This is a genomic window from Microbacterium sp. LMI1-1-1.1 (assembly GCF_040815675.1).
Classification (GTDB): Bacteria; Actinomycetota; Actinomycetes; order Actinomycetales; family Microbacteriaceae; genus Microbacterium.
Map to the genome: position 1 here is coordinate 919,241 of NZ_JBFPNN010000001.1, position 14,418 is coordinate 933,658.

The 14,418-nt window shown below is 69.5% G+C and carries 10 protein-coding genes; 7 read left to right on the forward strand and 3 right to left on the reverse strand.

Annotated features, from left to right (window positions below):
• Positions 1–404: 404 nt before the first annotated feature.
• Positions 405–1,115 carry a DUF4191 domain-containing protein gene (locus MRBLMI1_RS04315; RefSeq protein WP_367726919.1) on the forward strand — a complete coding sequence of 237 codons (711 nt, stop codon included), beginning with the start codon at positions 405–407 and terminating at the stop codon, positions 1,113–1,115.
• A 190-nt stretch (positions 1,116–1,305) separates the two neighbouring features.
• Here MRBLMI1_RS04315 and MRBLMI1_RS04320 read toward each other — a convergent pair whose 3' ends face one another.
• Positions 1,306–1,731 carry an RDD family protein gene (locus tag MRBLMI1_RS04320; protein WP_414685775.1) on the reverse strand — a complete coding sequence of 142 codons (426 nt, stop codon included), beginning with the start codon at positions 1,729–1,731 and terminating at the stop codon, positions 1,306–1,308.
• A gap of 100 nt (positions 1,732–1,831) precedes the next feature.
• Here MRBLMI1_RS04320 and glnA (MRBLMI1_RS04325) point away from each other — a divergent pair, with 100 nt between their 5' ends.
• The 6 genes from glnA (MRBLMI1_RS04325) (at position 1,832) to MRBLMI1_RS04350 (ending at position 9,891) form a co-directional block, all read left to right on the forward strand.
• Complete coding sequence (glnA, locus tag MRBLMI1_RS04325; RefSeq protein WP_367726921.1) at positions 1,832–3,256, forward strand: type I glutamate--ammonia ligase; 1,425 nt, start codon at positions 1,832–1,834, stop codon at positions 3,254–3,256.
• A gap of 100 nt (positions 3,257–3,356) precedes the next feature.
• Positions 3,357–3,671: a DUF2277 domain-containing protein gene (locus MRBLMI1_RS04330; RefSeq protein WP_367726922.1), complete on the forward strand. Its 315-nt coding sequence runs from the start codon at positions 3,357–3,359 to the stop codon at positions 3,669–3,671.
• Positions 3,672–3,690: 19 nt separating this feature from the next.
• On the forward strand, positions 3,691–4,644 hold the full coding sequence (locus tag MRBLMI1_RS04335) for a squalene cyclase (protein WP_367726924.1): 954 nt from the start codon (positions 3,691–3,693) through the stop codon (positions 4,642–4,644).
• Between the two features lie 281 nt (positions 4,645–4,925).
• Entirely contained in the window at positions 4,926–5,291 is a 366-nt protein-coding gene (locus tag MRBLMI1_RS04340; RefSeq protein WP_367726925.1) for a hypothetical protein, read from the forward strand.
• A complete protein-coding gene (locus tag MRBLMI1_RS04345) occupies positions 5,288–7,912 on the forward strand; it encodes an alpha/beta hydrolase (RefSeq protein ID WP_367726926.1) in 2,625 nt (874 codons plus the stop codon). The genes MRBLMI1_RS04340 and MRBLMI1_RS04345 overlap by 4 nt, the downstream gene beginning before the upstream one ends.
• Before the next feature lie 281 nt (positions 7,913–8,193).
• On the forward strand, positions 8,194–9,891 hold the full coding sequence (locus tag MRBLMI1_RS04350) for a long-chain-fatty-acid--CoA ligase (protein WP_367726927.1): 1,698 nt from the start codon (positions 8,194–8,196) through the stop codon (positions 9,889–9,891).
• Positions 9,892–10,051: 160 nt separating this feature from the next.
• On the opposite strand, the gene MRBLMI1_RS04355 is transcribed toward MRBLMI1_RS04350, so the two are convergent.
• A complete protein-coding gene (locus MRBLMI1_RS04355; RefSeq protein WP_367726928.1) occupies positions 10,052–13,042 on the reverse strand; it encodes a bifunctional [glutamine synthetase] adenylyltransferase/[glutamine synthetase]-adenylyl-L-tyrosine phosphorylase in 2,991 nt (996 codons plus the stop codon).
• Between the two features lie 25 nt (positions 13,043–13,067).
• Positions 13,068–14,408: a type I glutamate--ammonia ligase gene (glnA, locus tag MRBLMI1_RS04360; RefSeq protein WP_367726929.1), complete on the reverse strand. Its 1,341-nt coding sequence runs from the start codon at positions 14,406–14,408 to the stop codon at positions 13,068–13,070.
• Between the last annotated feature and the right edge of the window lie 10 nt (positions 14,409–14,418).

Consider the following 14,418-nt stretch of genomic DNA (forward strand, 5'->3'; position numbering starts at 1 on the left):
TGTCCGGAGGCGCCAAACGCCGCAGACCGTCGACGGTCCGCAGGATCGCGGGGGGCCGCGCCGGCGGACACGGAACGGGGCGTCCTTCCCTGGTCAGTCCCCAGGCGGCATTCCGATCCGCCCTCCCGGCGCCCCGGAGAAACGGGACGAGCAGGGTGACGACCTCTCCGGTCGACATCGCGATGCCGCTGCGTCGACGGCGCTCAAGGTAGTCGTCGAGGAGTTCGACGCACTCGGATGACTCCCCGGGCGGGGAGCTGAGGGGCGGCACGGTGTTCACGGGACGATGGTGACCGGAACGGCGGGGACGCCGTGGGGCCGAACGTGCGATCCGTGGACGGGGACGATCACCCGACCACTGGGGAGGAGCGGTGACCACGCCGCGCGAAGATAGAATCGACCCCATGGCCGCGCGCACTTCGACCCCCGAGAAGCGACCGGGATTCTTCTCCCAGCTTCGGACCCTGTACACCTTCACGCAGAAGGAGTACCGCTGGCTCCCCTTCCTGCTGGCCGGCATCGTGCTGGTGAGCATCGGCATCGGCGTGCTGATCGGCTTCCTCATCCCCCCGGCCGCGATCTGGGGGATCCTCCTGTGGGGCTTCACGGGCCTGCTCGCCGGTGTGCTGGCGTCGATGATCACCATGACGCGGCTGTCGACGAAGGCCATGTACAAGAAGATCGACGGCATGCCCGGGGCGACCGGTCACGTGCTGTCGTCCTCCCTCGGGCGTCACTGGCAGGCCTCCGAGACGCCCATCGGCGTGAACCCGCGGACGCAGGAGGCCCTCTACCGGGCCATCGGTCGTGGCGGTGTGGTCCTCATCGGCGAGGGCTCGCAGTCCCGGCTGACCCGTCTGGTCGGCGAGGAGCGCTCACGCGTGCAGCGCGTCGCCGCCGGCGTGCCCGTCACCGTCCTCTACGTCGGGCACGGCGACGACCAGGTGCAGATCAAGGACCTCGCCTCGACCATCAAGGCGCTGCCGAAGAAGGTCGACCGGGCCACGATGGCGGCCGTCATCAAGCGCGTCTCGTCGGTGTCGCAGGGCCTGTCCTCGCTCCCGATCCCGAAGGGCGTCGACCCCACCAAGATGCGGGCGCCGCGCCCCCGCTGAGTCTTCACAGAAGCCCCCGCCACGGCGGGGGCTTCGTCGTTCGTGGGAGCCGTGGCATCCCGTGGTCCCGAGATCACATGATCTCGCCGAGGACACGCTGACGACGACCGGAACGTGGCGCTCCGCGAGACCAGGCGACACGCACCCGGACCCCGACGGAGCCGTCCGAGACACGGACGGTCGCGCCGGGTCAGGAACGGACGAGGATCGTGCCCGCCGCCTTGTCGTGGAGTCCGCGCTGGTCGGCGTCCCAGATCACCGCCGGGATGACGACGATGAGCAGGAGTGTGCGGACGACGGGGCGCCACAGGCCCGCCCACGCGCCGTCGAGCCGCTGCAGGCGCAGACCGAACAGACGATGCCCGGGGCTCCCCTGGAGAGTCGGGAGGAAGACGATCTGGATGGCGGCGAAGATCACGAGGATCGCCAGGCTGTCCCAGCCGAAGAAGCCGGAGATCAGATACGCCGCGCCGTAGTCGACGAACAGCGCTCCGACACGGCGGCCCGGACGGGCCACGGAGCCGCGTCCCTCGCGGGGCAGGCCGAGTCGTTGACCCGGGTAATCGTTGGCGGGAGCGGCACTCACGTGATTAGCGTAATCGCCGCCGCGTAACATGCCCGAAACATGCGGGACTTCGCCGAGCAACTGGTTCTGGATAGGGTCGTGGAGGCTGGCCACGCCGGTCGATCCCGAATGTTCTACCTCTGGAGTCTTCATGTTCAAAGATTCGTCCGAGGTGCTCAAGTTCATCCAGGACGAGGACGTCAAGTTCCTCGACATCCGTTTCACGGACCTCCCGGGTGTGCAGCAGCACTTCAACATCCCCGCCTCGACTGTCGACGAGGAGTTCTTCACCGTCGGGCAGCTGTTCGACGGCTCGTCGATCCGCGGGTTCGCGAACATCCACGAGTCGGACATGCAGCTCATCCCCGACGTCACGACGGCGTACCTGGATCAGTTCCGCGAGGCCAAGACCCTCGTCATGATCTTCGACATCTACAACCCGCGCAACGGCGAGATCTACTCGAAGGACCCGCGTCAGGTCGCCAAGAAGGCGGAGAAGTACCTCGCCTCGACCGGTATCGCCGACACCGCTTTCTTCGCCCCCGAGGCGGAGTTCTACATCTTCGACGACGTCCGCTTCGAGGTGAAGCAGAACTCGAGCTTCTACTCGGTGGACTCCGAGGAGGGCGCGTGGAACACGGGCCGCGCGGAAGAGGGCGGCAACCTCGCCAACAAGACCCCGTACAAGGGCGGCTACTTCCCCGTCTCGCCGGTCGACAAGACCGCCGACCTCCGCGACGACATCACCCTCAAGCTGATCGAGGCCGGCTTCGTGCTCGAGCGCTCGCACCACGAGGTGGGCACGGGCGGCCAGCAGGAGATCAACTACCGCTTCGACACCATGGTGCACGCGGCCGACGACATCCTGAAGTTCAAGTACATCGTCAAGAACACGGCCGAGGAGTGGGGCAAGGTCGCGACCTTCATGCCCAAGCCGCTCTTCGGTGACAACGGCTCGGGTATGCACACCCACCAGTCGCTGTGGAACGACGGCAAGCCGCTGTTCTACGACGAGACCGGCTACGGCGGGCTCTCCGACATCGCGCGCTGGTACATCGGTGGCCTGCTGGCCCACGCGCCCGCCGTCCTCGCCTTCACCAACCCGACGCTGAACAGCTACCACCGCCTGGTGAAGGGCTTCGAGGCGCCGGTCAACCTGGTGTACTCGGCCGGTAACCGCTCGGCGGCCATCCGCATCCCGATCACGGGTTCCAACCCCAAGGCCAAGCGCATCGAGTTCCGCGCGCCCGACGCCTCGGGCAACCCGTACCTCGCGTTCGCTGCGCAGCTCATGGCCGGCCTCGACGGCATCAAGAACCGCATCGAGCCGCACGAGCCCGTCGACAAGGACCTCTACGAGCTCCCCGCCGAAGAGGCCAAGAACATCCCGCAGGTTCCGAACTCGCTGCTGGACTCGCTCGAGGCCCTGCGCGCCGACCACGAGTTCCTCCTCGCCGGTGGCGTCTTCACGCAGGAGCTCATCGACACCTGGATCGAGTACAAGATCGAGAACGAGATCCAGCCGATCGCCCAGCGCCCGCACCCCTTCGAGTACGAGCTGTACTTCGGGGTCTGAGCACCGCTGACCCGACGCCCGTCCCGCCTTCCGCGGGGCGGGCGTCGTGCTGTGCGGGGGTGCTCTTCCGAATGTCCCCGGCCCGCCCTACCCTGTCCGCATGTGCCGAAACATCGTCCCCCTCCACAACTTCACGCCGCCGGCGACCGATGCCGAGTGCCACGACGCCGCCCTGCAGTTCGTCCGCAAGATCGTCGGCACGACGACGCCGTCGCGCGCCAATCAGGACGTCTTCGATCGCGCGGTGAGCGAGATCGAGGCATCCCTCCGTCACTTGCTCGACGACCTCGTCACATCGGCGCCGCCGAAGATCCGGGAGGTCGAGGCGGCCAAACGGCAGGCGCGGTCGGCGGAGCGCTACGAGGCGATCCGGGTGTTCCAGGAGCAGAAGCGGGCGGCGCGCAGCGCGTCGTGACCCGACGACGGAGACGGACATGACCGACGACGAGGTCCTTGCCTGGCTGCGCGAGAGCGACCCCAGCCTGCGGTGGAAGGTGGAACGCGATCTCCTCGACGCGCCCCCGGCGACCTGGGAGGCCACCCGCGCGCTCGTCGCACGCGAGGGATACGGTGCGCGTCTGCTCGCCCTCCAGGACGAGGACGGGCTCTGGGCGGGCGGGGCCTACTTCCCCGCCGACGCGAGCCGCGAGGAACCGGGTCAGCCGTGGACCGCGACGACCTGGTCCCTGAACACGCTGAGGGAATGGGGAGTGGATGCCACTGCCCTCCGGCCCGGGACTGCGGCGCTGCTCGACCGGAACGCACGGTGGGAGTACGAAGACCTCCCGTACTGGGGCGGCGAGGTGGACGTGTGCATCAACGCCTTCACCCTCGCGAACGGCGCCTGGCTCGGGGCCGACGTCGATGGCATCCGGAACTGGTTCGTGGAGCACCGGCTCGCCGACGGTGGCTGGAACTGCGAGTGGGTGGAGGGCTCGACGCGGTCGTCCTTCGCGTCGACGCTGAACGCGGTGATCCACATTTTGGACGACGAGCGACGCACCGGCGGGACTCCCGAGCTGCGGGCCGCCCGGCACGCGGGCGAGGAGTACATCCTCGAGCGACGCGTGCGGCATCGGCTGTCGACGGACGAGGTGCTGCCGTCGGTGGACCGGTTCGGCTACCCGTTCCGCTGGCGGTACACCGCGCTGCGGGTGCTCGATCACTTCCGCGCGGCGTCGGAGGCCGACGGAACGCCACCGGACCCCCGCCTCGCCGAGGCCGTCAAGGTCGTGCGGAACGCGCGCGACGCCGACGGCACCTGGCATCAGCAGGACCCTCCGGTGGGTCGCGAGTGGTTCCCGGTGGACGTCCCGGCCGGCCTGCCCTCCCCGTGGCTGACGTTCTTCGCGCTGCGCGTCCTCCGGTGGTGGTCGGCCGCGACATGAGGGACTGACGTGGCGGGGTCCTCGGCGATGGATGCCGGGGGCTGAGTCCCGCTGCGCGGTCCTGGGACCGGTGCGCATTCGGATGTGCGATGCGGATTCGGATCGTTCGCGGCGATCCGTCCGATTCCGGCGCCGAGATCCGATTCCGGCGCCCCTACGAGGAGCCCTCGAGCAGCTCCGTGTGCATGCGGCCCGGGTGAATTCGACGTCGTCCGCGGGCTAAATGCCGCCTCCCGACCTCCCCCGCACGGCATCGTGGTCGCGTTGTTGGGAGGACCACCGTGAGCCACTATCGAGTCGACCCGGACCGCGTCATCGGGGTGCTGGCGGGTGTCGATGACGCCGGGGCGGAGATGGCGCCGGCGATCTCGGGAATGACGGATGCCGCCCTGGACGGGGAGGGTCTGGTCGTCGACGGCCGCCGCACCCTCCTTGCCGGGTGGTGGGCGTTCCTGGAGGAACGTCGATCCGTCCCGGGTCGGCTCGCTCGTGTGGTGGCCGCCGCCGCATCGGCGGTGAGTGCGGCCACCGTCGCGATCGTCACCGGCGACGTCGACATGGGGGTCAGTGCAGCGGAGGCCGAGACGCGGGCTCTGACCGAGTGGCGATTCGCCTTGCCCGAGGGCCTCGGAGCGAGCGCACGATGAGGGTGCCCCGCGTCGATGACCTGCCCCGGGTGGTCGAGGAGGCGGTTCTGAGCGATCTCGGTGCGCGGCTGGAGCTCATTGCCGGGCAGACGTCACGGTCGATGGCGGACGTGGAGGAACGCTGGCGGGGGCTCGGCGAACACGACGTCTTCGACGTCGCGGGGACGGAGGAGGTCGGCTCTCTCCTCGCGTCTCCCGCACGGGATGCCGGCTTCTTCGCCGATGCGCTCCGGACGGCCCGCGACGCGCTCTCGCAGGCGGAGACGGAGGACTTCGCCCCACTCCGGAAACGTCGGGCAGAGCTGGAGGCTCGTATCCCGACGGTCGTCGCGGAGTACGAGACCGCGGCCGACGGGTCGATGAGAGCGGAGGCCGAGTACCGGTCTGCTCAGCGAACGGAGGCCGGTGTGCACGTCCTCGAAACGACGACGTGGGCGCGAGTGGCAGCACATCAGGTGCTGCAGTCCGCCGAGGAAGCGCTCGACGATCTGCGCCGCGACGTCCAGCAGTTCGAAGAGGACGTGGAGGAGGCGGAGGACCGTCTGTCGTCGCGTCTGCGCGGCATCGCCGGCGGCACGACCGTGCACGACGGCGCCGGGAGCGAGGTCCGCGTCGCGCAGGACTTCTGGGGCTTCGTCGAGCGCGCCTATCCCGGCGCCCCGGCAGCCGCGACCACGTCCCGCTCGCTCTCGGAGCAGTTGACGCACGTGCTCGGCCGTTCGACGGAGCGCCGCATCGAGTGGCTGTCCAAGACGGACCCAAGGGATGCCACCACGTGGCTCAAGGATCATCCCGACTTCCTTCAGTCCATCGCCTTCGTCGACGCCGGGCGCGCGGCGCGACTGTTCGCGGAGATGGCCGCGGCGTCCTCGGCGGCGGAAGACGGTGAATGGAACACGGGCCCGCTGGGTCAGCTCATGACCGTGGCGCCGCTCGCGGTGGGGAACTTGAACGGGATTCCGACGGCGCAGAGGAACCTGTTCAATCAGAAGGGACTCTCACGGATGCTGGCCCAAGACGACCTCGACGACGGGACACGGTCACAGCTTGGCGAAGTGCAGTCCAGGCTGCGTCAGCCCCTCGACGATGACACAATGCCATCACTTCTGAGTCTCTTCCCCGACGCAGACGGATCTCCACGTGCCAACCTTGCGTATGGCGACATCGACGGAGCCACACAGGTGACGACGATCACGCACGGGCTCTCGACTAACCTGCGATCGCTGCCCGACTGGTTTTCAACCGGCGCTGACCTCTACTCCACTCTTTCGAACGAACTGGATCGCACGGACCATATCTCCGATGTGGCGCTCGTCCTGGTGATGGACTGGGATTCGGGCGACCTCCCCACGGTGTGGGGGATAGACGGTCCGGATGCGGGGGCTGCTCGTCTGTCCGAGACATGGAAGGGGATACGGCAGCTGAACCCCGGTGCGCAGCTGAACGCCGCCGGCTACTCGCTTGGGACGACGATGACCACCCAAGCTGTGGCGGACAATCCAGGTCTCGTCTCGCATGTGTGGCTCTTCGGATCGGCAGGCATCACCCCGCAGACAGGTGAATCGTTGGCAGAGCAGATCGACGCCGGTCGGACCGCGGTCTCAGTTACTCACGCCGACGCCGATGGCATCGCCGAGTGGGGCCGCAAGTCGTGGCTGGGTAGTCGTCACAGCGAAGACCCCCGCGAAGTCGACGGCGTGCACGTTTTCGGCTCAGACGGCGGGTGGGTGCCGGGGTTCGGTTCTCCTGAGGGCGAGTACGGCGAAGCGACCGACGGCCACAACGCGCGAGAAAGCGCTGGCGACGAGGTCGTGGGATGGGGCGCGGGACCTGACGGAACCTTATATCCCGAGTTCCACCGGATGGAGAAAACGGGCTACCTCGACCCCTGGGCGGAGTCATTCAAACACCTGGTCAACGAAATGCGGGAAGCCTACGACGAAGTGGGGGGGGCTTCGGTGATGCGGAACGGACGGTGCATCCGTCTGCTTCTCACCGTCACTTGCCTGCTCACAACGACCGTCTTGACCGGATGTGGAGGTCCGAATGTGTCCCCTGTGAAGCCCCCAGCCGACGATGCGACATTCGCCGAAGCCAAGGCCGTCAACGCCGAGTTCAAACGCACCGTCGCCGAGGTGCAGGAGCAGATCTACGACGGTGATTGGCGTGTCTGGGAGTACGGCGATGTCCCCCTGACATGCGGGCAGAACGGCTACGAGTTCTTCCTCCGGCGAAAGCTCCCCCTCGACTTCTCGTTCCACGAACGGGGACCGCAGCGAATGACGGAGCTGCACACCTGGCTGCAGGAGGACGGATGGTATGTAGAGCCCATCAAGACGTACAGCCCCGGTATCGACAACATCGTCATCGTGGGCTCGAAGAAGGAAGGCCGCGTCGCCCGACTCGATATCGACTTCGTGCCCGGAGTCGCCGCGGAGGGCACGATCGACGTCCTGGAGATACGAGCCACCTCGACATGCGCGCCGGGCAACGCGTATCCGTTGCTCGACCGGCTCCGCGGGCCTTACACAGGCAGGCCCGAAGACCCCGGCCTCCCCTCACTGGAAAGCCCGCACGACACCCCCCTCTTCGAGCCGTTCGACCAGAAGCACACCCAGTGACCGCCGACTTGCTCAAGCGAATGCGCCTCCCCCCGCTGGAACGCCCCCGCGACACGCCCCTCTTCGAGCCGTTCGACCAGAAGACCCCGCACCCGAAACCCGCAGATTCGGACGAGTGACGCGGAATCGGAGCAGATCGCGTAGGCGGTCCGAATCCGGCACCGTCCTCCGATTCCGGCGCCGCCGCCCAACACGGGAAGCACGAAAGCGGTGAGAAGTTCGCGGCATCCCTCCAGGTCAAGGTCCACGACGGATCCGCCGGTCACGGGAGGATGGATGCCATGCCCACCTCCCCCTACGCATCGCGTCCGTGGCTGAGCTCCTACGCCGAGGGCGTCCCGCACGAGATCGACGAACCGTCGCAGACCCTCCCCGAGATGCTGGCCGCGAGCGTCCGCGTCCACGGCAAGCGCCCCGCCCTCGAGTTCTTCGGGGCCACGCTCAGCTACCGGGAGCTCGGCGACCAGGTCGACCGCGCCGCCGAAGGCCTGCGGCGGCTAGGCGTCCGCGCGGGTGACCGCGTCGCGCTCGTCCTGCCGAACTCGCCGCAGCACGTGATCGCGTTCTACGCCGCGCTGCGGCTCGGCGCCATCGTCATCGAGCACAACCCGATCTACACGCCACGCGAGCTGCGGCATCAGTTCGAGGACCACGGCGCGCGCTTCGCCGTCGTCTGGGACAAGATCGCCGACACGGTGGCCGGATTCCCGCCCGACCTCGCGCTGGAGCACATCATCAGCGTCGACATCACGGCCGCGTTCCCGCTCGGCAAGCGCCTCGCGCTCAAGCTCCCGATCCCCAAAGCGCGGGCGGCGCGCGCGCAGCTGACCGTGACGCCCCGGTCGAAGCGCGTCCGACGTTGGGAGACGCTGCTCACCCACGGGCATCTCCCGCGCAAGGTCGAGGGACCGTCGCTCGGCGACATCGCCCTACTTCAGTACACCAGCGGGACGACCGGGTCGCCGAAGGGCGCCATCCTCACCCACCGCAACCTGCGTGCCAACGCGATGCAGGGTCGCGCGTGGGTGCCCGGGCTGCGGGACGGCGAGGAGACCTTCTACGGCGTCCTCCCCCTGTTCCACGCCTACGGCCTCACCCTCAACCTCACCTTCGCGATGAGCATCGGCGCCAAGCTCGTGCTCTTCCCGAAGTGGGACCTCGAGCTGGTGGCATCCGCCGTCAAGAAGAGCCCGCCGACGTTCCTGCCGGCCGTCCCGCCCATCTACGACCAGCTCGCACGCGCCGCCTCGCGCGGATCGATCGACCTGTCGACCATCCGGTTCGCCATCTCGGGAGCGATGAGCCTGCCCGTGCCGACCGTCACCCGCTGGGAGGACGCGACCGGCGGTCTGCTCGTCGAGGGCTACGGCATGACCGAGTCGTCCCCCGTCGCGCTCGGCAACCCGATCGGCCCGTCGCGCCAGCCCGGCACGGTGGGCGTGCCGTTCCCCAGCACGGAGATCCGCGTCGTCGACCCGGAGGACCCCGAGCGCGACCTCGAGGCCGGCGAGACGGGCGAGCTGCTGCTGCGCGGGCCGCAGGTGTTCCAGGGGTACTGGAACCGTCCCGCCGACTCCGCTGCGACGCTCATCGACGGGGGCTGGCTCCGCACGGGTGACATCGCCTCCGTCTCCCCCGACGGCTTCGTGTCGATCGTCGACCGCCTGAAGGAGATCATCATCACCGGCGGCTTCAACGTGTCGCCGAGCGAGGTGGAGGACGTGCTCTCGTCCCACCCCGACGTCGCCGGCGCGGCCGTCGTCGCACTCACCCGCCCGCGCGGCGGCGAGGAGGTCGCGGCCGCCATTGTCGCCCGGGAGGGGACGGACGTGGATGCCGAGGCGATCAAGGAGTTCTGCCGATCGCGCCTCGCCCCGTACAAGGTCCCGCGCCGCGTGTTCGTCGTCGACGACCTGCCCCGGTCCCTCATCGGCAAGGTCCTCCGCCGCGAGGTGCGCGAACGCCTGATGAAGCTCTGAACGCGCGGGGGCGCTCTCGCGAGGCGGCCGCGGCTCACGTCCCGCCGTGACGTCCGGAAGAGACTCGCCGAGGGCGGCTCACGCGCATCGACCGTGACGCCCGGAACAGCCCCGAGCCCGGGGCGCCCGCGCAACGATCGCGCGCGCGCCCCCGCTCGACTCACCCGTAGAAGAGCTTCTCGAACACCCGGCGGGAGCGCCGCGTCGCGCCGAGGTAGTCCTCTTCGACGCGCGTCGCCGATCGCGGCGGGTATTCCAGGATGCGGCCGATGCCGTCGAGCTTGGCCCGGTCCGCCGGCAGGACGTCGCTGGTCTGTCCCGACAGCAGCGTGTTCGCCGACCGCAGGCGGCTGGCGAGGTGCCAGGCCGCGGCCAGCCGCTCCCCCGCCTCGGGCGGAATGATGCCCGCGTCGACCGCCGCGGACAGAGCCCCCAGCGTCGAGGTCGTCCGCATGCCGGGAACCGCGCGGGCGTGCTGCAGCTGCAGGATCTGCACGAGCCACTCGACGTCGCTGATCGACCCCGGGCCGAGCTTCAGGTGGCGCGCCGGGTCAGCGCCCTGCGGCAGCCGCTCGTTCTCGACGCGCGCCTTGATCCGTTTGATCTCGCGCAGTCCGTTGGCATCCGCCGTCACCGGGTACCGCACCTCGTCGGCGAGGGCCAGGAACGCGTCGATGAGCTTGACGCTCCCGGCCACCCCCCGGGCTCGCAGGAGCGCCTGCGCCTCCCACGACAGCGACCAGCGCCGGTAGTACTCGGCGTACGCCTCGAGGGAGCGGGCGAGCGGGCCGCTGCGCCCCTCCGGCCGCAGCTCCGCGTCGAGCTCGAGCGGAAGCCGGTGATCCTCGGAGTGCTCGCGCAGCCCCGCGACGATCTTCAGCGCGAGCCGGCTGGCCCGCTGCGGATCCACGCCGTTCGCCCGGTAGACGTACATCACATCGGCATCCGATCCGAATCCGATCTCGCGCCCGCCGAAGCGGCCCATCGCGATGACCGAGAAGTCGAGGTCGTCGTCCTCGGGGGGAACGACCGCGCGGCGCACCGCGCGCAGCGTGGCCTGGATCGTCACCTCGGTGATGGTCGTCAAGGCATCCGCGAGCTCTTCGAGGGAGACCACCTCGAGCACCGCCGCCATCGCGACCCGGAGCATCTCACGTCGGCGCAGCGCCCGCACCGAGCGCATCGCGTCGTCGATGTCCGCCCACCGCGTCTGGATCGCCCGCGCCTCCTCCTGCAGGGCCACCCCCGTGCGAGGACGCAGCAGCGCGTCGTCGTCGAGCCAGGCCACGGACTCGGGGATCCACTCCATCAGCTCGCCGATGTACCGCGAGCCGGAGAGCACGCGCGTCAGGCTCTCGGCGGCGCCGGCGGAGTCGCGCAGCATCCGCAGGAACCAGGGCGTATTGCCGAGACGCTCGCTGATCCGGCGGAACACGAGCAGCCCGTAGTCGGGGTCGACCCCGTCGGCGAACCACCGGATCATGATCGGCATCAGGTGGCGCTGGATGGTGGCCTTGCGACTGAGTCCGGTCGTCAGCGCGGCGATGTGCCGCAACGCCCCCGCCGGGTCGCGGAAGCCGATGGCCGCGAGTCGGTCGCGCGCCTGCGCGGTCGACAGCGTCCGCTCCCCCTCGGGCAAGGCGGCCACCGCCGACAGCAGCGGACGGTAGAACAGACGCACGTGGATGTCGCGCACCTCGCGCTTGATGGCCTCCCACGCCGCCTGGACCCCGGCCGCGGTGTCCGAGAGCCGCGAGGCGCGCGCGAGGATCCGCAGGTCGTCGTCCTTCTCGGGCAGGAGGGCGGTGCGGCGCAGCCCGCGCAGCTGCAGCCTGTGCTCGAGCAGGCGCAGCAGACGGTAGTCCCGGCCGAACGCCTCCGCCTCGGTCCTCCCGATGTACCCCTCGGCGACGAGCGCGTCGAGGGCATCGAGGGTGCCGCGTTGGCGGATCCGCTCGTCGGTCAGTCCGTGGACGAGCTGCAGCAGCTGCACGGTGAACTCGACATCCCGGATGCCGCCCGGCCCGAGCTTCAGCTGGCGGTTGACCTCCGCGGCGGGGATGTTGTCCGTCACGCGCTCGCGCATCCGCTGGACGCCCTCGACGAAGTTCTCGCGTCCCGCGCTGTGCCACACGAGCGGCTGGACCGCCGCGACGTACTCCTCGCCGAGGGCCGCGTCGCCCGCGATGGCCCGCGCCTTCAGCAGCGCCTGGAACTCCCAGCTCTTGGCCCAGCGGTCGTAGTACTGCAGGTGCGAGCCGAGGCTGCGCACGAGGGCGCCCTGCTTGCCCTCCGGGCGGAGGTTCGGGTCGACCTCCCACAGCGGCGGCTCGATCTCCGGCCCGGAGATCCCGCGCATGGTCTGCACCGCGAGGCGGGTGGCGATGTCGAGGGCGCGCGCCTCCGACACCGTGTCCTCGTCCGCGGTCCCCCCGACGAAGATGACGTCGACGTCGCTGACGTAGTTGAGCTCGCGGGCCCCGGCCTTCCCCATCGCGATGATGGCGAACCGTGTCGCCGCGACCTGCGCGCGCGGGAACGCCGCCGGGCCCGTCCCCGAGATGCGCGTCCGGGCGACGCTGAGGGATGCCTCGAGCGCAGCGCCGGCGAGATCGGCCAGCGCCGACGCGACGATCGGCACCACGTCGGCCGGCTCCGGCTGACCGAGGTCGAACGCCGCGATCCGGGCCAGCAGACGGCGGTAGCGGATGCGCAAGGCCACCCAGGCGGCATCCGTCCCGTCCTCGGCGAAGCCGTCGACGTCGCCGACCGCGGCGAGCAGCTCGGCGCGCATGGTCTGCTCGTCGGGCACGGTCAGCCCGGCACCGCTCAGGTGCGCCAGCTCGTCGGGATGCCGGAGGTAGAACTCCGCGAAGCCGTCGGACGCGCCCGTGAGGTCCCAGAGCGCACGCCACGCACCGGCGTCCGCCGCGGCGGCGCGCACGGCGTCGGGATCACGCCGGGCGACCTGCACGATCGCCGACAGGGCGTGATCGGGACTCGCCACGCGCTGCGCGAGCGCGGTCGCCTCGTCGCGGCCGGTGCCGACGAGCCGCTCGAGCTCGTCGAGCATCGCGTCGGCCTCGGCCAGGCGGGAGAACCCCGTGCGGGCCAGAGCCGTGAGCGACATGGATCGATCGCCCGAGATCATCGGTCCTCCCCGGAGAGGTCGCCGGTCAGAGCGCCTCGAGGTTGCTCGCGAGCTCGAACGGCGTCACCTGCGCACGGTACTGGTGCCATTCGCGACGCTTGTTGAGCAGCACGTACTTGAACACCTGCTCGCCGAGAGTCTCGGCGACGAGCTCGGACTCCTCCAGGTACTCGAGCGCGTGGTCGAGGCTCGACGGCAGCGGTGCGTACCCGAGCGCCCGACGCTCGACGTCCGAGAGCGACCACACGTTGTCCTCGGCCTCGGCCGGGAGCTCGTACTCCTCCTCGATGCCCTTCAGGCCGGCGGCCAGCATGAGCGCGTACGAGAGGTACGGGTTGGCCGCGGAGTCCAGCGCCCGGTACTCGACACGGGTCGACTGCCCCTTGTTGGGCTTGTAGAGCGGGACGCGGACGAGCGCGGAGCGGTTGTTGTGACCCCAGCAGATGAAGCTGGGCGCCTCGTCGCCGCCCCAGAGGCGCTTGTACGAGTTGACGAACTGGTTCGTGACGGCGGAGATCTCGTTGGCGTGCCGCAGCAGGCCGGCGATGAAGTGACGGCCGACCTTGGAGAGCTGGTACTGCCCGCCCTCCTCGTAGAAGGCGTTCATGTCGCCCTCGAAGAGCGACAGGTGCGTGTGCATGCCGCTGCCGGGCTGACCGCTGATCGGCTTGGGCATGAAGGTGGCGTACACGCCCTGCTCGATCGCGACCTCCTTCACGACGGTGCGGAAGGTCATGATGTTGTCGGCCGTCGTGAGCGCATCGGCGTACCGCAGGTCGATCTCGTTCTGCCCCGGACCGCCCTCGTGGTGGCTGAACTCCACCGAGATGCCCAGGTCCTCCAGCATGCGCACCGAGCGGCGGCGGAAGTCGTGGGCGGTCCCGCCGGGGACGTTGTCGAAGTACCCGGCGGAGTCGACCGGCTGCGGGCGCCCGTCGGCGCCGAGCTGCGAGGACTTCAGGAGGTAGAACTCGATCTCGGGGTGCGTGTAGAAGGTGAAGCCGGCGTCGGCAGCCTTGGCCAGCGTGCGCTTCAGGACGTGGCGCGGGTCGGCGACCGCGGGCTGGCCGTCGGGCGTCGTGATGTCGCAGAACATGCGCGCGGTCGGGTCGATCTCGCCGCGCCAGGGCAGGATCTGGAACGTCGTCGGGTCCGGGTGTGCAAGGAGGTCGGACTCGTACGACCGCGTCAGCCCCTCGATGGCGGACCCGTCGAAGCCGAGGCCCTCGGAGAAGGCCCCCTCGACCTCGGCCGGCGCGATGGCCACCGACTTGAGCGTGCCCACCACGTCGGTGAACCACAGGCGTACGAACTTGACGCCGCGTTCCTCGATCGTCCGCAAGACGAAATCGCGCTGCTTGTCCATCAGATCCCCT